Raw genomic sequence first — 18,363 nt, 5'->3', positions numbered from 1 at the left:
GAACCGATCTCTCCATCGTGTGGAGCTACCAGGGAAGAATCTGGCATTATAAATACACCGGTAGTATTAACACTGGAGCAATTAATAATAGGAGGGAACTTAATTGGCTGAAGCGGTGGCGTTATTTTAACAATAAGCGGTGCCGATTCAACAACACAAGGACCGTCTGTGACAATAACAGAGTAGATACTATCGGCAATTGTTGCTGGAAGTACCGTTATCTCAGTATAGTCATTCCACTCTTGCATTAATGTAGAATCAATAGCAGTGCCATGTTGTCCATGATACCACCTGATTTGTTTGCCGCTAAGCGTACTGTTGATTCTATAGGTTACAGTCTCACCCAAACAGATACTGACTGTAGAAGGTGCGACTTCCACAACGGGCTTGTCGGTCACATAAATTTTCGCACTATTGGAGTCGATACATGTTTTACCTCCACCTTCACCATAGAATACGTAACCGTATACCACGATATTGGTGTCCATTGTGAGTGTGATCGTCCTGGTAGCGCCCTCATATCCGGCAAGATCTTTCCAAGTAAATTTATCGAAGCCACCGGAGGCCATTAACTGAACATCTGCCCCCGCACAGACCTGACTTTTAGTAAGAGACAGGATAGGCATTGGCAGAATCGTTATTTTGATAGGACTTGATGGGTTAGCACAACCCAATGAATCCTTTATTCCTCTTTCATATACACGAACACGGAAAAGGTAGTCAGCTGCTACCGTTTTAGTACCTTTTAATTCGCCAGCAGGAATCTTGAGCATAGCATCCCTTGGAGTACCATAAGGCACATTGAACCAGGAAGCACCATTGTTATCACTCATTTCCCATTGATAAACAGGATCTGTGAAATAACCAACAGGTAATATAGAAGATGTTAATGTATCGGCAGTGCCTTCGCACAATACTTCTTTCAGGTTAGTATTATTACCAATCAGACCTGCAGTGATGATAGGACTACAATAAGTAAAACTGATGTCATCTATCGCGATATCATTACCGCAACCACCAGGTCTGTTGTTAATGATCCTAACTAATACATCCGTAACACCAGCTTTGATTACAAACTGTCCGCCATAACGCTGCCAGGTACCTGTAACGTCAGTTGCCAGGTTCATTGATACGTCATAAGTTCTGAAGTTGGCCAATACATCTGTGGGATTATTGGCATCCACTACCTGGAAGGTTACACCTGCATATTTATAATCAGAAGCACAGTTATTTTCAAATATGCCTTTATTATTAAGGTTAAGTAACCAGGCACTGAAATTATAAACGGAACCGCTACACAACCCTGTTACCTTCTTCTCATAAAATTGAAGAGGGGCATAGGCTGAGTTAATTACCATCATAGCACCATTTGTAGTACCTGTATGGTCAGACACTTTAATCCATTCCGTTCTCTGATCTGTAGTATTGGAAATATTGTAGTAGTCATCATTCAGGCCATAGGTAGACTGATAAGTATATTGTACTACACCAGCAACAGGATATGGCCGACGTACTACGCCGGCTGCCATAGTACCAAAATCTTCATTGAAACCTGCCATTACTGCGTATCCACCATTACAGACCTGGATAGTACAGTCTTTCGCATACAGGACTTTGGTAATGGAGATCGATTTATTCGTACCACCCTGTCTATATGTAAATGTTGCCGTAAATGTATAAGTACCCGGTACGAGGAACTCCAGCGTCAGGGATCTTGTATCCACTAACTTAGTAGTTTTCACGGTAGAGGGATTGGCAGAGTATAATATATTATAATCGGCGTTTGATCCTGTTGGCGTAGTAATTGTCCAGGAAGCAAGGGATATATTGGATACCCCTCCGTCCAGGTAAGCACTAACGCTGGTAAACTTAGCCTGGTCTGTAGTACTATTGGTCAGAGACATACAGACTGTATCTGGTACAGTCATATGGGTCGTCTGAGCCTGCACTATGCCAAGGGCACAGAACATACAGAGGATTAATAGAGTTAGAATCTTTTTCATGCTGCAAACAAAATTTGTGAAAAAAGTATCAGATTCAGATAAATAAGGGTCATTTTTCACGGTATGGGTTATAATGTTTAACCAGCGAAAAATCCTTCCAAACCCGTACTGGGATGGTATTTTGAGAAGTGTAAAGTGGTTTCATAGGCTCGGTTATTTTTTTACTGATATGGCTAAAAAAGTTATGGTTTTAAAATTAAAATTATGACTAATATAGGAAATATAAAAGATGTGTATATATTCTAACGTGATTAATGGAAGAATAAGTGGAAGTGAAGGGGCGGGGGTAATTTGATTGTCAGTCGGTTAAACCAGTCAAAAAAATATCAAAAAAATATTTTAAAGTTATCCACATACTATAGGCGTTAATAAATAAATTACATTGCACGTATGTTGTTTCAAATATTTACCTACCTTTGCAGACCAAATTTGATGTAAGATGCCCAAAGTAAAGACTCATTCCCGGGCGAAGAAAACCTTCAAGGTGACCGGGAGCGGACAGATTAAGCGGTATAACGCCTTCAAAAGTCACTTGTTGACCAAGAAGAGTACCAAAAGAAAGCGCCACCTGAGAGGTAGCAGTCTGGTTAGTTCTGCTAACCTGGACCTGGTAAAAAGAATGCTTGCTCTCAGATAGAGAAGTGGTGTTGAATAATTAATTATTAACCTGATCAAACAAGCACTATATGCCTCGTTCAGTCAATGCAGTAGCTTCCAGGGCCCGCAGGAAGAAAATATTAAAGCAGGCCAAAGGTTTTTACGGTAAAAGGAAAAATGTTTATACCGTAGCCAAAAACGTATTAGAGAAAGGTCTTACCTATAGTTATGTAGGCCGTAAATTGAAGAAAAGGAATTACCGCCAGCTGTGGATTGCGCGTATTAACGCTGCAGCCAGAGCAGAAGGTTTAACTTACTCTCAGTTTATTCATAAACTGTCTGAAAAGAATATTGACCTTAACAGGAAGGTATTAGCAGACTTAGCTATGAATGAGCCTGAAACTTTCAAGAATCTTATCACTTCCGTTAAGTAATTACGGAATACTGAAGATACATACTTTGTAGCCGGTGTTGAATGCAATACCGGCTATCTTGTTTACTATGAAAATATCTGGAGCTGGTGTTGGAAACGATACCGGCTATTTTATTTTTAGCTTTTAATAGTAAGGCTGTTTTACTGGAGTAATAAGTTAATGATAAAATCAGAGTAGAAATACCTTATAGCCCGGGTTGAATGTAATACCGGATATCTTGTTTTTTGGAAAAATCCCCACCATTGCAGAACCACTGCCACTCATAGTAGCGTACACGGCACCATGAGCATACAACTGTTCTTTAATCTTTCCCAATTCAGGATGAGCATTGAAAACGGGCGTCTCAAAATCATTAATGATAGTTGTTTTCCAGTTTTCTACAGGGCCTGAAATGCTGTTGCGTAAAGATTGTGCGGGGACTTTGGGAGTAATATGACTAAATGCCCAACCGGTATTTACGTGAATGCCCGGATCGACCAGAACAAACGACCAGCTCCCCAGGTCTAATGCTATTGATTCCAGGATTTCCCCACGTCCAGTAGCATAACAAGCTTCATTACGAATAAAAAATGCGCAGTCACTACCTAATGTAGCAGCATACTGGATCAATTGTTCTTCTGTAAGACTTAATTGAAAACGGTTATTCAGCAACCGCAGGATAAAGGCTGCATCGGCAGAACCGCCACCCAAACCAGCACCTATGGGAATATGTTTATGAAGATGGATATTAATTTCCGGTAATGTGGGAAAATCCCGTTTTAATAAATGCCAGGCTTTTAAGCAAAGATTATCTGCCGTATTACCGGGTATAGGAATACCACTTGATGTAAATGAGAGTGTACCCGGGCTGATTACTTCCAGTGCATCTGTTAGTGGCAATGGGTAAAACACAGTTTCCAGGTCGTGAAATCCATCTGGGCGTTTACGTATAACGTGTAGCCCCAGGTTTATTTTACAATTGGGAAAAACGATCATGGGAGTGAGACTATATAAGGTGAACTACCTGCTTTTCCGGCTGTTGATTTCATCACGGATGGCAATCGCCCTGATATAATCTTCCTGTTCCAGAACTTCCTGCAACAGTTGTGTCAGTTCATCTACATTCAGTATTTTAAGATCATCCTCTGCTCCTTTTTCGTGCTCGGAAATAGTGGGTGTTAATGGTTTTACACCGCTTTTTTTACCGGCAGGGTCATCCAGCAGGATGCCAGCGCTGTTCAGGATATTTTCGTATGTGAAGATGGGGCAGCCAAAGCGTACTGCCAATGCGAGAGCATCGGAAGTACGCGAGTCTATCTCTATAGTTTCTTCGTTACTGTAGCAAATTAATTTAGAATAAAAAATCCCTTCCTGCAGATTGCTGATAACAACTTCATGCAGTTCGATAGTGAATGCATTCATAAAGTTCTTCATCAAATCATGCGTAAGAGGGCGGCTGGGTTGCATTTTTTCAAGTGCCACAGCAATAGCCTGCGCTTCAAATCCGCCAATCACGATTGGCAATCGCCGTAATCCGTTCACTTCTCCCAACACCACGGCGTAAGAATGTGTTTGCGTAATGCTGTGTGATAGAGCAACTATTTCCAGTTCTATTTTTCTCATATCTGTCCTGCGTTGTCGCTGAATATTTTGTAAGAACGTGAAGTTAGAAAAAATATTCCTTATCTAAAAATAGCTTAATGCTTTAAACGAAAAGCAGCAGGCTATTTAGCCTTTTAATTGCTTTACTGCGGCAGTTAGTTTAGGGACTACCTCAAAGGCATCGCCCACAATACCATAATCCGCAGCTTTAAAGAAAGGAGCTTCTGCATCTTTATTGATTACTACAATTACCTTGCTACCATTTACGCCAGCAAGATGCTGGATGGCACCTGAAATGCCAATGGCTATATAAAGATTGGGACGTACCGTTAAACCAGTCTGCCCTACATGCTCATGATGGGGGCGCCAGCCGGAGTCTGCTACAGGGCGGGAACACGCTGTAGCTGCACCCAGCGCTTTGGCGAGATCTTCAACCAGTGCCCAGTTTTCCGGACCTTTAAGGCCGCGACCGCCACTAACCACAATCTCTGCTTCTGTTAAAGGAATCTCTCCGCTAACGGTTTCCACACGGCTTACCTTCACTTTAAAATCTGCGTCATTGATGGGAGGGGAGAAAGGGGTAACGGGAGCTACCGCATCTGTCTTTTCCAGGGGGAATGTATTGGGCATAACTGCGATCACTTTTTTAGCAGCAGTTATATTGATATTGGCAAATGCTTTACCGGAGAATACACTCTTTTTCACGATAAATCCATTTGTAGCATCTGGTAATGAAATGGCACCTGATACAAATCCTGCTTTTAAACGGGCTGCCACACGGGGCGCTATTGCCCTACCATCAAAATTATGCGGGAAGATGATTACCTCTGCATTCTCCTGCTCTGCAGCAGCAGTAATTATTTTTGTATATACACTTCCTTCTACTTCATTCAAGCGGCTGTCTGCAACATGTAATACTTTTATGGCACCATAATTACCCAATGCAGAAAGTTCTGCAGCGTCTACCTCTCCCAGTACCAGGGCAGTAGCAGTACTGCCGGATTGTTGTGCTACTTTGGCTCCATAACGGATTGCTTCGAAAGCCACTTTTTTAATCTTTCCCTGAGCCTGATCTGCAAATATTATAACTGACATCTTTGATGTAATAATTTAAGTTCTTAGAAATAGCTTTCGATGTTAAATGACTTTAGCCTCTTCGTGTAACAACCTAACCAGTTCTTCCACATTATCAGGGCTGATCATTTTTACACCTGCTTTAGGTGCAGGTAATTCAAAGCTGGCAATCGCTGTAAGTGTATCTGCAGCAGCTGGTTCAACTACTGTGAGGGTTTTGGTGCGTGCCGCCATAATACCACGCATATTGGGTATGCGGGCTTCTGCCATTCCTTTCTGACAGGATACCACAACCGGGAGGCTGACTTTTACAATTTCTTCGCCACCTTCTATTTCACGGTTGATGGTTGCTTCCGTACCATTTAATTCCAGCTTCGCTGCAATCGATATAAATGGAAGGTCCAGCAGTTCTGCCACCATACCGCCAATGGCAGATCCGTTATAATCGATGGTTTCTTTACCGGTAAATATCAGGTCATAAGCCTGTACCTTTGCGTGAGCGGCAATCTGTGCTGCTATATAATAGCTGTCCTGGCTATCTGTATTGATACGGAAAGCCTCATCTCCACCCAATGCAAGCGCTTTACGGATAATGGGTTCGGTATCTGCACCACCTGCAGTAACAAGATGTACTGTGGCGCCAAGGGTTTCTTTGAGTTCCAGAGCCCTTACCAGGGCATACCATTCATCATAGGGGTTGATGATGAACTGCACACCCGCCTCATTGAATTTCGTGTTGTTGTCTGTGAAAGCTATTTTTGCAGTTGTGTCCGGAGTTTTACTGATACATACTAAAATCTTCATGGCCTTAACTGTTTAGTTTTAAAACGGGAATGGGCAAATATATTTAAATAATGGATAGGATAGCCAGGATAAAGGAAATTCTTAAAGATAGTCCCGACGACAGCTTTCTAAAGCATGCGCTGGCACTGGAATACATTAAGTTGAATAACGATACTGATGCTCGTCAGTTATTTGAAGAACTGCTGTCACATGAACCGGGATATGTAGGCTCCTATTATCACCTGGGGAAGTTACTGGAGCGGGTAGGGGAGACTGAGCAAGCTATTTCCGTGTATCAAAAAGGGATAGAAATGGCAAAGACAGCCAAAGAGAAACATGCTATGAATGAATTGCTGGCAGCACTGGATGATCTGATCTGAATTAAATAATTATCAATGGATTTATTGACAGGGTTTACTGCATATATATATAAGGAGAACTTATTCTCCCGTGGGCAAAAGATTTTACTGGCCACCAGTGGTGGAGTAGACTCAGTTGTAATGGCTCACCTCTTTAAACAGGGGGGATACGACTTTGCTATTGCCCATTGTAACTTTCAACTGCGGGGAGATGAATCCCTGAGGGATGAATTATTTGTTACTGCATTGGCTGAAACACTGGAAGTTCCTTTTTATTGTATACGGTTTGATACAGAAGCTTATGTTACGGAGAAACGTGTGTCCATCCAGGTAGCCGCGCGCGAATTGCGCTATGAATGGCTGGAAACTACCCGGAAGGTATCAGGATCTGCCTATACAGCAACAGCACATCATATGCAGGACAATGTGGAAACTGTACTTATGAATCTCTGTAAGGGAACCGGGATTGCAGGCCTGCATGGAATTCTGCCCAGACATACTTCTCTTATACGGCCACTACTCTTCACACAGAAAAAGGACCTGCTGGCATACGCCCAAACCCAGGGGATCTCCTTTGTAGAAGATAGTTCCAATATAACAGTAAAATATACACGTAATTTTTTCCGTCACCAGGTGATCCCTGTTATACAGGAAACCTATCCTGCGGTGGTGAACAATATTGCAGCTGGTATTGATCGTTTCAGGGAAGCGGAGGAGTTATATACGCAGGCGGTGGACCGTCATAAGAAAAGATTGTTGATTCAAAAAGGCAATACTTTTATGATCCCGGTACTACGCCTGCAAAAGACGGTCCCACTGAATACCATTGCATGGGAAATATTCCGTGATTTTGGATGTAGCTCTGCTCAGCTGCCACAGGTGCTGGAACTGTTGAACAGCAGTTCCGGAAGGCTGGTAGAAACATCGAGCCATCGTATTATACGCGACAGACAATGGCTGCTGATTACCACACTGGCAGAACAGGAAGCGCCGCTTATCGTGATAGAAAAAGAGCGTACCCAGATCATTACTGCCAATGGGCACCTTAAAATAAAAGAAGTAAGCAGGAGCAGCGGAGTAAATATCCCATCTGCAGCTAATATTGCCTGCCTTGATAAACAGGTTGTTCAATTCCCGTTGTTATTGAGGAAGTGGAAACAGGGGGACTACTTTTATCCGCTGGGAATGCGCAAGAAGAAAAAGGTAAGCAGGTTTTTTATAGATCAGAAATTATCTCTGGTGCAGAAAGAAAATGTATGGGTACTCGAATCCGGAAAACGCATTGTGTGGGTAATAGGAATGAGGATTGATGATCGTTTTAAAATCACGGATACAACGAAGGATATGTTACTACTTGAATGGTCTATTTAAAGTTATCTATCAGGTTGTTGAATTCAGGAAATGAATGTTTTGAGAGACAGAAGTCATAAAATCGTTGTGCGAATAGGAGGTATTCCTCGTAGGTAAATGGTTTTACCATGTATGACAAAGCCCCTAATTTCATGCATTCATGCATTTCTATTACATTCAGTGAAGAAGAAAAGATGACTACCGGGATATCTTTATAATGAGGTATCCCCTTTAACTCTCTCAATGTCTGAGTGCCGCTTAGTCGTGGCATATTAAGATCCAATACTACCAGTGATGGTAATGTACCGGCATTATTCAGAACAGTAGCCAGGTGTTCAAGTACCTTTTCTCCATCTTCTACCAGGAAGGGAACATCTGATAAATTGATTGCATTAAAAGCATCTTGAATAATAAAGCGATCCTCCAGATCATCATCTGCCAATAAAATCTTCACAACCTTTTCCATACCTTGTAGGTTCTTTCCTGTTAAAAATTGAAGTACTTCGGTTCTCTTTTATTTTACTCACATTTCATGCAGATCATTATTGTCTTTCAGGTTTGGACATAAGATCTTCCCGTAGAGAAAAATCCACTAATTGATTCTTCATCCACAATTCAAGGATTCACTTTTTCTTCTTCTGAAGGATTTCAGCTATATCAGTCTTCATTTTGCGGAATGTTTGCATGTTATGCTACTTTTAATAAAGATACACACGCAAAAAGCAGTCCTAACTACTAGAAATGATGCAGCAGCTGATTCAGGAAGTATGGGCCAATTTTAGGTTCGAAAATAAGCGGGAAGATGATTCCGAATACGGCACCCCATAAATGGGCATCATGGTCAATACCGGAACCTTGTCCGCGACGGGACATATAAATGGTATAACCGAGATACACGACACCGTATACGATAGCCGGAAGGCGGATAAAAAAGACGAAGATAGGGGTCCAGGGGGAGAACAGGATAGCTGCAAATACGACTGCAGATACTGCACCGGAGGCACCTATAGAGCGATAACTATAATCATTACGATGTTTAATGTAAGAAGGTATATCAGATAAAACCAATGCCAGTAAGTAGAAAAGCAGGTAATATAATTTAGAGTGGAAAATCTGTAAGAATACTGATTCTATGAATCCACCGAAAGAATATAAGGTGATCATATTGAAAGCCAGGTGCATAATATCTCCATGTACCAGGCCGGAAGTGAGAAAGCGGTAGTATTGTCTTTTCTCCTTTACCATGTATGGCCACATGCTCAGTTCATCTGTTTTATCCGGGCTGTTGAACACCGTTATAGATACCAGGCAGGTGATAATAATGATTGCGATGCTTAAAGTCATGTATTCCATTCCTGTGCGCTATTTAATCTGTAAATGTAATTAATTTACTGATGATGATATTTTTCTCTGTTTAGTACGGTATAAGCCCTGTATAACTGCTCCGTCATAATTAAACGTACCAGTTGATGCGGGAAGGTGAGGGGGGAAAGGGATAATTTAAGCTGGGCCCTTTCCATCAGGCTGCTATCTATACCAAAGGCCCCACCAATCAGGATAATTACCTGTCTTGCACCGGAATTTGCCCTTTGCTGAATGAAATCAGCCAGTTGAATAGTGGTGAACATTTTTCCATATTCGTCTAATGCCACCAGATAATCCTGTGGCTGTAGCATCTCCAGGATGAGTTTGGCCTCCTGTTTTTTCAATTCGGGTATAGATAAACTGGCAGCCTGTTTTACCGTCGGGATCAATTTCAGCTCAAAGTCTACATAATGCTGCAGGCGTTTTTGAAAAACAGCTATACCATCACGAATGTAAGGATCATTATCTTTTCCGATGCTCCAAAGTTGAATTTTCACCTTTTTTTAATTAATGGATCAATTGGTAAAATTAGGTATTATTTATTGCTTCCACTTTGCAAGCATGCTCAAAAAAAACAGATTAAATATTTGGTAATTATAAATTTATTCCTACCTTTGCAATCCCAATTACGGGAATGGCTTCGTAGCTCAACTGAATAGAGCATCTGACTACGAATCAGAAGGTTTCTGGTTTGAATCCAGACGAGGTCACTCTAAAAACCGCTAAATAGTATTTAGCGGTTTTTTTGTGTCCAGTATGATATGTAAAGATCTTTCCGTTTTCTTTTGAATGCTTTAAAATATTTTATTTGTAAAAGAGCTATTTACCTCTCCTGTTTATGGCTATTGAAATCTTTGTATCCTTAGGTTATCAGAGAACTCAGAAATAATATAGATTAGGTATTGCAAAATTTTGCTAATTGAATTGAAATTCCCTACATTTGCAATCCCAATTACGGGAATGGCTCCGTAGCTCAACTGAATAGAGCATCTGACTACGGATCAGAAGGTTTCTGGTTTGAATCCAGACGGGGTCACAGGCAAAATTGAAGCCTTCAAGTCGTTAGATTTGAAGGCTTTTTGCTTTTAAGTTTATTTCACAATCTTATAAAATAATCAAACTCAACATCGTTTTGGTTCGAGTCTACCTGGGCCGTTACTTTAAGTAGCATACTGAAGAAACTATGCAGGATATATTACAAAATATAAGGTCAAACTAATAGAGCACCGTTTGAAGTTCAGTGATAAGCGAATCAATGAAATTTCAGGAGAATTTGGATTCACCGATATTAGCCATCTTAACAAATTTTTTAAAAAGCAAAAAGGAAACAGTTTAAAAGCTTATCGCGAATCGGTTCGAATTGTATAATTGCATATTTCTGAAGTTCTGTGAGGCTTTTTTGTTCCATCTATTTTGCTGATATTTATTACCTGCTTATTAAATAATTAACATTACACCCATGCCTTCAATAGCCCAAAAAACAGACTGGAAAACAGAGAAAATGCCAGGTAAGATTCAAAGTCTGGACTTTCAAAGGGTATTCTCATCTGAGGAATTTGACCTGATTAGGAGAGGTTTAATTCCAAGAGAGATGGAGGACAAATGGTTTATCTATTATGAAAATAGTCTGCTGAATATTCATCGAAGTTGGACAGGGGCTCATATTTATAAAATTGTAATCGAGCACCAGGAAGATGGAATCTACAAGGTTATGCAAGTAATTGCGAACAGAGCTGAGGACCAATTTAATCAGAAAGATAATGATTATGACATTTTGCTCGTTAATTACCTGATTGATCGGCTTTTACTGGGCAAAAATATATCTTTTCCCGTACCAGCAGAAGTAACCACAGAGGAAGCGGCGCTCTTCAAACACTCGTTGGTGGGGCACGCCACCCCCAATATAATAGATAAGATACCCGAAATAAAAATCACTTTTGGACAAAGATTACAGGGCTGCCTGATAGGTGGCGCAATAGGAGATGCGCTTGGCAGCTTTTATGAAGGCAGGGCAAATGTTGAATCTGTAGAATTTGAAAAGTTAAATGGCATAACAGATGATACTCAGTTAACCCTTGCTACCTGTGAAGCTATATTAGGTTCACGAGGGGTATCTCCTGAAAGTATTGCAAAAAAAATGCTGGAGTGGTATAATAATAGAAAACTTTCTGGCCTTGGAGCAAGTACACTTAAAGCGTTGAGAGACTTGCAGGTGGGAGCGCACTGGGGGCTCTCAGGACGGTCTGGAGAATATGCAGCAGGTAATGGAGCAGCTATGAGAATAGCACCTCTTGTTTTTTTCGTAAACATTGAAACAGAGAAAACCCTTATCCGGGATGTCTGCAATATTACGCACAAAAATGATGAAGCATACACTGGTTGCTTGTCAATTCTTTATGCCTTGCACTATATCATTACAGACCAATGGTTCCCAAATCAAAGCCTATTAAACCTCATAGCATCACAACTTCCAGATACTTCTGTTAGGGATAATCTATTAAAGCTACAGGAAAACCCCACGTTGAGTATTAGTGAAGCTGCCCATTTAGTAGGCACTTCAGGGCATGTTATTGAGTCGGTTCCATTTTCTATTTTTGCAGCCCAGAAGATTAAAGAACATAATTTCGAGGACATAATTTCTGAAATAATTCTCTGTGGAGGTGATACCGATACAAATGCATCCCTCGCAGGCCATATTATGGGAGCGTTCATTGGTTTGCCCGGCTTTTCTGCCAAAGCTTTATCAACTTTCAGAAAAACAAAGGAGTGCGATTATATTCTACAAATAGGAGATGAACTAACAGAAATGCTACAGGATAAAGTTCGTCAAGGAACAGAGAAAAAATAAATGGCGCTAAAAAGCGCGTTTTATATGCCCTGCCAATGTCATTAGTAGGACTTGATATGAACTAGGCGAAGACTGGACACAAAAAAAGATTTCGCTCTTAGAGCAGAAAGAAACTATTGAACCGGATATTTTAGAACAGGTTGCGAAAATATTGAAAGTAACCCCTGAAGCTATTTAAAGTTTTAGTGAAGAAGCCGCGGTGAATATTATTTCCAATACATTTTCTGATAAATCTATAGCATACGCACAGTATTACAAATGCACTTTTAACCCTATTGATAAAGTAGTTGAATTGTATGAGCGTTTACTTGCCACTGAAAAGGAGAAAAATGAATTGTTGCAGGGTAAGCAGAAGAAGTAATAACGTTTTAATTTTAATAACTTTTTAATTATGATACGTATTAATGGTATTCCTTATCGACAAGGAAATGAATATACTATAGAAGGTAAAGAAAGTATTATTTCCATCGCAACAAAAATGGTTTCAGAAATAGAGAAGCATCCTGAAAATTTCAATTAACAATTGTTTCAATGAGGGCAGCCTAACATGTTAGTTGTATATTTTCGGGATTAACAAGGAATTAACGCTTTGTAATTTGACCAATATTATATTTGAAAAGAGAGATTAGCCAAACCCCGGTTGTTTTTCCTATATTTTTATAGTCGCTGGGAGTGACTTGAGAATCACTAAAAACATTAGAATTGTTATCCATACCACCCCCATTACCCCTCATCAGAGAAAAGATGCATTGGAAGCAATGTATTCACTTTCTTTTAACAGTTATGTTATCCATTTATACATGTCGACTCCCTGCACAAACACGGCTCCCTGTTGCAGATCCATTTAAGCAACGATCAATAGGACAGTTGCCTGTAATAACTCGCCCCGTTCCATCCGAGTTCTCCCACTTAGGGCCTGCACCACTCGTAAATATACAGCCCTCCGTGATTGATCATCAATTGTATAATAATTATAATAATATAAGTGAACAAAACCGGATGATCCTTCAACAACATGGATTAATACCAGGTCAGGGAGGCAACGCACAGCAAGTGCAGCAATTTGCAGAAATAGAGAGGGATTTATTAGAAACGGAGTTTTACCGTAAGCATTTAGAATGGATGGAGCAAACAAAGTACTACCGTTTTGCCTTCGAGCAACTTTCGACATTTAATCCAGACGAATTTTCCTTGACGAATGCAGTTTATTTTATTGAAAATGCTTATATCAACAATAGAATATCTTACCAGGACTTTATCCGTGCTATAAAGCAGAGAGCCGATCTGGTAAAGCAAATAATTAAAAGGGAGAAGCTGAATTCCAAAGACAACCTCTCTTTGAATTTTGCGATTCAAGAACTTTTTAAACATTCCAATTCCTATTATAACACTCAAAGCAAACAATCCATTACCATTCCTCCAATCAAGTATGACTTTGCCGATTTTCGGGGGGAAAAGGATTATAGACAGGTGATGGTCTCCAAAATGTTGGCTACTGGTAGCGGACAATGTCATTCCATGCCTTTAGGTTATCTGATGATTGCAGAACAGCTAGGAGCTAAAGCATGGTTGTCTCTCGCCCCTCAACATTCATTTATCCAGTTCAAGGATGGTAAGGGGAGGCTGACCTTGTTTGAAACCACCAATGGCAATTATGTGTCATCTTCCTGGATGATACAATCTGGCTTCATTAATTCAAAAGCTTTACAAAATCATAGTTACCTGGATACTTTGTCAAGCAGGCAATTGTATGCCCAATGCCTAGCGGATCTCCTGCTTGGTTATCTCCATAAATTCGGGTATGATGATTATGCGGATAACATAAGACAATCCATCGTAAAAATGAATCCTGCAAACATGATAGCGGCTATCGTGGATGCACAGCATAAACAAGATATTGCCTTACAGATGCTTCAAAAAGCAGGAAGGCCATCTATAGATAAACTGCCGAATTACCCGGAAGCCTACAATGCCTATTTATCTATGCAGGAAGCAATAGAAAAAGTAGATAACCTTGGATATCAGGATATGCCTGCTGAGGCATATGCAAAATGGTTGCAATCTATAGAATCAGAAAAGAAAAAACAACAGAACAAGGCATTAAATGAACAAATGGCAGGCGAAATACACCAGCTTCGAATGATTAAAACGCCTTTAAAAACGACGATAAAAAAATAAACCCTTTGAAATACAAGTTATGTACAAACAAAATTTATTGATTTTCTTTGTGTTATTATTTTCCTTTGAAACTGTACAAAGTCAGGATTACAACCCGCTTAAACCTATCGGCAAGAAAGCGAAAATCGTTACCGCATATGGTAATAAGTTTGTTGAGGTATTTGACACAGAGGATGTTCAGCGTGTAGGCTCAGTCCTAATAAATATCCATACAAAGAAAATAGTTGCATTACTTAATAGTGATAGTTTATTAAGAGCTGTTTCGGATAATTCATCGGCCAGTCGGTGGTACAGTATAGATCCATTAGCAGATCAATTTACAAGTTGGAGTCCTTATCACTTTGCATATGATAACCCTATTTCTTTTAATGACCCTGACGGCAGAAGTGCAGAATGGGTGCCAAGTATACAGATAAATAAGGATAAGAACGGGAATGAGACCGGGGGGCAGGTAGTAGTGCAAATGGAAAAGGGTGATAACGCGAAAACGCTAGCCAGCTATTTAGGTGTGGGTGGTAAAAAGGCCGAACAACTTATGTCAACGATGGATAAGAGCGGTACTATTAAACTATCAGATGACGTACCAGGAGTGTCTGCAATTAACGGTGCTATTAATGACATGATAACGAATTCTGATAATTATTCGCATAATTGGCTGGGAGCTACTGAGACTTTCGGAGATAAGAATTATAATTGTTGGACTTGTGCTTTGGCGGTTACGCAGGGAGAAACGCCTGATTTTTCCAAAATCACTTCGCAGTCCAGCTTCATATCCGATATTAAAAATAATTATACAAACGTTTCAAGTGATCCATCTAAATTTCAGTTCGGCAAAACGGCTATCAGTTTTGGCTCAAGGCGGGACTTTGGTTTGGGTGATGTTGAAGTATCGCATGGTGCTGTCTATTTAGGAAAATCTAAAGATGGTACCGTGTATGTTTTTACAAAGAATGGTTTCTATTATCCTCCACAGATCAGTACTTTAAAGGCTACGGTAAGTGAATATAACCCTGTGATGGGAGTAAATGGAGAAAAGGGTAATGGATATTATAATCCAAAAAGATAAAAAGTATGAACAAAACACTGATAGTTCTGAAATACATATTGATTGGTTTTTTGAGCTTTATCGTAGCATTTCAATTTACGTTTATTATTAAAAATGAATATTGGGATAGATCTGTTTTGATACCGGCTTTAATTCCATTTTGCTTTATTATTATTATACTTTATAAGCATTGGATTACTTGGCTTATTGCCATTGGTATTTCAATCTATGGCATTATGGATATATTTTATTGGGGTACTATCAGCGCAACTTTTCCGCCTATGGAATTTACACGTTCATTAGCTGAGTTTATAAAGACTACTCGTTGGATTTCCAGATTAGTATCAGCATTTCCAACCTTACTTTATCTAACTACTTTAATTGTATTAGCCCTACCAATAACAAGAAGAAAATATTTTAAGCATGCGAAATAGTTTTTGGATAGTTCTCATCTGTTTATTTAATAGTATTCATATTGTACAAGCGCAAAACATTTCAGTAAGAAGGGCTAACTATGATACGGCTTTTATGGTCATTAAGAAACTTATAGAAAACAATGCCCCCCAAGGATTTAAAAAGGCTGTATTTATTGCAGAGAATGTTTACGCTGACCTTCAACTGGATTACTTCAAATTTGATAATAATATCTACCATTTATCGCTGCTTTGCCAGAAATGGGAAGCCGCTAATCCAATTAAAAATTATAATTATCCCGACAGCAATAATCTTAAAATTAATTATGCCATTTATAATGTGATGAAGGATACAATAAGGATGATGGTAGGAGATATTCCAGAAATTATAAACTATCCATATACCTACAATTTTAATGACTTTTTTGGACATCAGGACTGGAGCAATATGTTTGTATCAAAACTCCTTGTAACCCACAAAGGAAATTGTCATAGTTTACCTTACCTATACAAGATACTCGCAGATGAACTTGACGCAAGCTGTTGGCTTGCTCTGGCTCCGAATCATATTTATATCAAAAATCGGTGCAAGAAAAGTGGGTGGTACAATACAGAGTTGACCAGCGGCGGCTTTCCAATAGATGCCTGGATTATGGGTTCAGGCTATATACCTTTGGAGGCAGTACAGAACGGTATTTATATGGATACGTTAAGTAACCAGCAAGCGATAGCATTGTGCATGCTGGATCTTGCCAAGGGGTACGAACACGAAATTCGGAATTATGAGGATGGTTTTATCCTTAGATGTTGCGACTTGTCATTACAATACTTCCCTTTGAACATTCAGGCGATGCTGCTGAAGGCGGAAACGCTCAAAAGAATATATACCCGACAAAAGGAGGACAAGCAAAATAAAGCACCTGAGACCTATGCCCAAATGGAAGGCATATATGTGCGATTGACGGAATTAGGATATAGAGAAATGCCTGAAAAGATGTACCTGGACTGGCTGCAAAGCGTTAACAAGGAAAAATATTCTGACCAAAGCATGCAAACCGGACGGAAACCGAAATAACGGCGGTTGTAACCAGTAAATCATAAGTGGTGGGGAATATGCTTCCTTTATAACCAACCAACTGTCTTAGAACGAAAAAAAACAGGCTACAGAATTTTAAAGAAAATATTGGACTTTGTAGAGAGATTTATTAACGGAATAATTGCATGATAATGCTAAGGATTAATAGAGAATTTTTAAAATAAAGTAGTGTAATATCAACTAATTTATGGCAACTAGTACAAATTGTATTTTACATTATGCATCTAAAGTAAACTACTTATACAACATTTTAGAAAGAGGGTTTTATCCTTCTTATTGTAAGGAAAATATCATTGCCGGAAAAGCAACAAAACAGTTCGCTGTCCCTATGGTGTCTTTCTGCGACATTCCTTTATCTCAGGTAAAGGATCACATGAGAAAATATGGTCATTATGCTATTGGTTTAAATATAGAATGGGCAAAAAAAAATGGACTAAACCCTGTTCAATACTTAGAAAAAGACTCTCCTTTAACAACTGGAGTTTTGCATCTTCTCGATTTCGTTCATGCGCCCTGGAATAAACTGCTTAATAATAAGGATTTTCTAAAGTTTTATGACGGTCCATACCAGGGGGCTTTATCTGTCTTGAGATCAATTAAAAATTATACTGGCCCTCTTACACGAAATGGAAAGAATCTTGGTGAATATAAGTTTTACGACGAAAGAGAATGGAGATATCTACCCAATATTGATCATACGGATACTAAAATTGATTATGATGATTTTTATGTAGAAACAGAATTTAAGAAATTAGCAAAGAAACATCCTCAAAAGCCTCATTTCACAGACTACAATTTACCTTTTAATAGCACTGATATAAAGTACCTTATTGTGAGCAAACCAAATAACATCCCTCCATTAATTAAATTTCTGAAAAAGCAAACCCACCTTTATGAAAACGAAAAGCAATTCTTAATCTTATTGACAAAAATTATGACGGCAGATCAGATTAAAGAGGACTTTTAGATTACCATAAATGCCTTATCTCATGGACAATTCTTGTAAAATGATTTTATTCTTGTCAAAAATTGAGTGATTAAATTTATTGTTATAATTAACTTGCAAGAAGTTACTACTGAAATTTGCAATAAAAGATAGCTTCGTTTATTGCTGCCTCTGTCAGAATAGAACGGTAGATGAGTATGGTGTACCCAATTGTTAGGACCAGCAGTTGGTATTTCTTCGCTTTGAGAGGTGCCAATTGATTGGATGAGTTTACTCATCTAAGCAATTGGT

At 39.4% G+C, this 18,363-nt stretch carries 20 protein-coding genes and 2 tRNA genes; 14 read left to right on the top strand and 8 right to left on the bottom strand.

Features of this window, described 5'->3' with window-relative positions; genetic code table 11:
- Nucleotides 1–2,003: hypothetical protein (locus tag BM176_RS31950; RefSeq protein WP_218162326.1), on the bottom strand; the 2,003-nt coding region annotated here is incomplete at its 3' end.
- 439 nt (nucleotides 2,004–2,442) lie between these two features.
- On the opposite strand from BM176_RS31950, the gene rpmI reads away from it, so the two are divergent.
- Both rpmI and rplT read left to right on the top strand, forming a co-directional pair.
- On the top strand, nucleotides 2,443–2,640 hold the full coding sequence (gene rpmI / locus BM176_RS31945) for a 50S ribosomal protein L35 (RefSeq protein ID WP_089788140.1): 198 nt from the start codon (nucleotides 2,443–2,445) through the stop codon (nucleotides 2,638–2,640).
- Between the two features lie 49 nt (nucleotides 2,641–2,689).
- Nucleotides 2,690–3,034: a 50S ribosomal protein L20 gene (rplT, locus tag BM176_RS31940; RefSeq protein ID WP_090108480.1), complete on the top strand. Its 345-nt coding sequence runs from the start codon at nucleotides 2,690–2,692 to the stop codon at nucleotides 3,032–3,034.
- 168 nt (nucleotides 3,035–3,202) lie between these two features.
- Here rplT and ispE read toward each other — a convergent pair whose 3' ends face one another.
- The 4 genes from ispE to BM176_RS31920 all read right to left on the bottom strand — a co-directional run bounded on the left by ispE (nucleotide 3,203) and on the right by BM176_RS31920 (nucleotide 6,493).
- The gene (ispE, locus tag BM176_RS31935; RefSeq protein WP_090108479.1) at nucleotides 3,203–4,009 is read right to left on the bottom strand and encodes a 4-(cytidine 5'-diphospho)-2-C-methyl-D-erythritol kinase; all 807 of its coding nucleotides are present in this window, start codon (nucleotides 4,007–4,009) and stop codon (nucleotides 3,203–3,205) included.
- Nucleotides 4,010–4,033: 24 nt separating this feature from the next.
- Nucleotides 4,034–4,636, bottom strand: a complete 603-nt coding sequence (locus BM176_RS31930) for a bifunctional nuclease family protein (RefSeq protein WP_090108478.1) — start codon at nucleotides 4,634–4,636, stop codon at nucleotides 4,034–4,036.
- 105 nt (nucleotides 4,637–4,741) lie between these two features.
- Nucleotides 4,742–5,710 carry an electron transfer flavoprotein subunit alpha/FixB family protein gene (locus BM176_RS31925; protein ID WP_090108477.1) on the bottom strand — a complete coding sequence of 323 codons (969 nt, stop codon included), beginning with the start codon at nucleotides 5,708–5,710 and terminating at the stop codon, nucleotides 4,742–4,744.
- A gap of 42 nt (nucleotides 5,711–5,752) precedes the next feature.
- A complete protein-coding gene (locus BM176_RS31920) occupies nucleotides 5,753–6,493 on the bottom strand; it encodes an electron transfer flavoprotein subunit beta/FixA family protein (RefSeq protein WP_090108476.1) in 741 nt (246 codons plus the stop codon).
- 50 nt (nucleotides 6,494–6,543) lie between these two features.
- On the opposite strand from BM176_RS31920, the gene BM176_RS31915 reads away from it, so the two are divergent.
- Both BM176_RS31915 and tilS read left to right on the top strand, forming a co-directional pair.
- Complete coding sequence (locus BM176_RS31915; RefSeq protein ID WP_090108475.1) at nucleotides 6,544–6,852, top strand: tetratricopeptide repeat protein; 309 nt, start codon at nucleotides 6,544–6,546, stop codon at nucleotides 6,850–6,852.
- 15 nt (nucleotides 6,853–6,867) lie between these two features.
- Nucleotides 6,868–8,202: a tRNA lysidine(34) synthetase TilS gene (gene tilS / locus BM176_RS31910; protein ID WP_090108474.1), complete on the top strand. Its 1,335-nt coding sequence runs from the start codon at nucleotides 6,868–6,870 to the stop codon at nucleotides 8,200–8,202.
- Here tilS and BM176_RS31905 read toward each other — a convergent pair.
- The 3 genes from BM176_RS31905 to BM176_RS31895 all read right to left on the bottom strand — a co-directional run bounded on the left by BM176_RS31905 (nucleotide 8,195) and on the right by BM176_RS31895 (nucleotide 10,043).
- Nucleotides 8,195–8,647 (bottom strand): response regulator, encoded by a 453-nt coding sequence (locus BM176_RS31905; RefSeq protein ID WP_090108473.1) that lies wholly within the window; start codon nucleotides 8,645–8,647, stop codon nucleotides 8,195–8,197. The genes tilS and BM176_RS31905 overlap by 8 nt on opposite strands.
- Before the next feature lie 269 nt (nucleotides 8,648–8,916).
- Complete coding sequence (locus tag BM176_RS31900) at nucleotides 8,917–9,534, bottom strand: rhomboid family intramembrane serine protease (protein WP_255373631.1); 618 nt, start codon at nucleotides 9,532–9,534, stop codon at nucleotides 8,917–8,919.
- A gap of 35 nt (nucleotides 9,535–9,569) precedes the next feature.
- Entirely contained in the window at nucleotides 9,570–10,043 is a 474-nt protein-coding gene (locus tag BM176_RS31895; protein WP_090108471.1) for a 23S rRNA (pseudouridine(1915)-N(3))-methyltransferase RlmH, read from the bottom strand.
- Between the two features lie 139 nt (nucleotides 10,044–10,182).
- Here BM176_RS31895 and BM176_RS31890 point away from each other — a divergent pair.
- The 10 genes from BM176_RS31890 to BM176_RS31845 all read left to right on the top strand — a co-directional run bounded on the left by BM176_RS31890 (nucleotide 10,183) and on the right by BM176_RS31845 (nucleotide 18,093).
- Nucleotides 10,183–10,256 (top strand) — tRNA-Arg (locus BM176_RS31890).
- A gap of 252 nt (nucleotides 10,257–10,508) precedes the next feature.
- Nucleotides 10,509–10,582, top strand: a tRNA-Arg gene (locus tag BM176_RS31885).
- Between the two features lie 194 nt (nucleotides 10,583–10,776).
- A complete protein-coding gene (locus tag BM176_RS31880) occupies nucleotides 10,777–10,914 on the top strand; it encodes a helix-turn-helix domain-containing protein (protein WP_255373630.1) in 138 nt (45 codons plus the stop codon).
- Nucleotides 10,915–11,005: 91 nt separating this feature from the next.
- Nucleotides 11,006–12,394, top strand: coding sequence for an ADP-ribosylglycohydrolase family protein (locus BM176_RS31875; RefSeq protein ID WP_090108470.1), 1,389 nt, complete (start codon nucleotides 11,006–11,008; stop codon nucleotides 12,392–12,394).
- A 391-nt stretch (nucleotides 12,395–12,785) separates the two neighbouring features.
- On the top strand, nucleotides 12,786–12,914 hold the full coding sequence (locus tag BM176_RS33050; protein WP_255373629.1) for a hypothetical protein: 129 nt from the start codon (nucleotides 12,786–12,788) through the stop codon (nucleotides 12,912–12,914).
- A 263-nt stretch (nucleotides 12,915–13,177) separates the two neighbouring features.
- Entirely contained in the window at nucleotides 13,178–14,572 is a 1,395-nt protein-coding gene (locus tag BM176_RS31865) for a hypothetical protein (RefSeq protein ID WP_143097980.1), read from the top strand.
- Nucleotides 14,573–14,591: 19 nt separating this feature from the next.
- Nucleotides 14,592–15,638: a hypothetical protein gene (locus BM176_RS31860; RefSeq protein ID WP_090108468.1), complete on the top strand. Its 1,047-nt coding sequence runs from the start codon at nucleotides 14,592–14,594 to the stop codon at nucleotides 15,636–15,638.
- 5 nt (nucleotides 15,639–15,643) lie between these two features.
- Nucleotides 15,644–16,051 (top strand): hypothetical protein, encoded by a 408-nt coding sequence (locus BM176_RS31855; RefSeq protein WP_090108467.1) that lies wholly within the window; start codon nucleotides 15,644–15,646, stop codon nucleotides 16,049–16,051.
- On the top strand, nucleotides 16,041–17,105 hold the full coding sequence (locus BM176_RS31850) for a hypothetical protein (protein ID WP_090108466.1): 1,065 nt from the start codon (nucleotides 16,041–16,043) through the stop codon (nucleotides 17,103–17,105). The genes BM176_RS31855 and BM176_RS31850 overlap by 11 nt, the downstream gene beginning before the upstream one ends.
- Nucleotides 17,106–17,313: 208 nt before the next feature.
- Nucleotides 17,314–18,093, top strand: coding sequence for an abortive infection system antitoxin AbiGi family protein (locus BM176_RS31845; protein WP_090108465.1), 780 nt, complete (start codon nucleotides 17,314–17,316; stop codon nucleotides 18,091–18,093).
- Nucleotides 18,094–18,363: the final 270 nt, after the last annotated feature.

Source organism: Chitinophaga sp. CF118 (assembly GCF_900112615.1).
GTDB lineage: Bacteria > Bacteroidota > Bacteroidia > Chitinophagales > Chitinophagaceae > Chitinophaga.
Note: the sequence above shows the minus strand (reverse complement) of the source record. Positions and strands in the feature narration are given on the sequence as shown.

Bases quoted from the DNA above. Each gene is read 5' to 3' on its own strand.
- BM176_RS31930 (WP_090108478.1), bottom strand. From the start codon at position 4,636: ATGAGAAAAATAGAACTGGAAATAGTTGCTCTATCACACAGCATTACG.
- BM176_RS31855 (WP_090108467.1), top strand. From the start codon at position 15,644: ATGAACAAAACACTGATAGTTCTGAAATACATATTGATTGGTTTTTTG.
- ispE (WP_090108479.1), bottom strand. From the start codon at position 4,009: ATGATCGTTTTTCCCAATTGTAAAATAAACCTGGGGCTACACGTTATA.
- rplT (WP_090108480.1), top strand. From the start codon at position 2,690: ATGCCTCGTTCAGTCAATGCAGTAGCTTCCAGGGCCCGCAGGAAGAAA.
- BM176_RS31925 (WP_090108477.1), bottom strand. From the start codon at position 5,710: ATGTCAGTTATAATATTTGCAGATCAGGCTCAGGGAAAGATTAAAAAA.
- BM176_RS31860 (WP_090108468.1), top strand. From the start codon at position 14,592: ATGTACAAACAAAATTTATTGATTTTCTTTGTGTTATTATTTTCCTTT.
- BM176_RS31915 (WP_090108475.1), top strand. From the start codon at position 6,544: ATGGATAGGATAGCCAGGATAAAGGAAATTCTTAAAGATAGTCCCGAC.
- tilS (WP_090108474.1), top strand. From the start codon at position 6,868: ATGGATTTATTGACAGGGTTTACTGCATATATATATAAGGAGAACTTA.
- BM176_RS31850 (WP_090108466.1), top strand. From the start codon at position 16,041: ATGCGAAATAGTTTTTGGATAGTTCTCATCTGTTTATTTAATAGTATT.
- BM176_RS31845 (WP_090108465.1), top strand. From the start codon at position 17,314: ATGGCAACTAGTACAAATTGTATTTTACATTATGCATCTAAAGTAAAC.
- BM176_RS33050 (WP_255373629.1), top strand. From the start codon at position 12,786: ATGATACGTATTAATGGTATTCCTTATCGACAAGGAAATGAATATACT.
- BM176_RS31875 (WP_090108470.1), top strand. From the start codon at position 11,006: ATGCCTTCAATAGCCCAAAAAACAGACTGGAAAACAGAGAAAATGCCA.
- rpmI (WP_089788140.1), top strand. From the start codon at position 2,443: ATGCCCAAAGTAAAGACTCATTCCCGGGCGAAGAAAACCTTCAAGGTG.
- BM176_RS31920 (WP_090108476.1), bottom strand. From the start codon at position 6,493: ATGAAGATTTTAGTATGTATCAGTAAAACTCCGGACACAACTGCAAAA.
- BM176_RS31865 (WP_143097980.1), top strand. From the start codon at position 13,178: ATGTTATCCATTTATACATGTCGACTCCCTGCACAAACACGGCTCCCT.
- BM176_RS31905 (WP_090108473.1), bottom strand. From the start codon at position 8,647: ATGGAAAAGGTTGTGAAGATTTTATTGGCAGATGATGATCTGGAGGAT.
- BM176_RS31900 (WP_255373631.1), bottom strand. From the start codon at position 9,534: ATGGAATACATGACTTTAAGCATCGCAATCATTATTATCACCTGCCTG.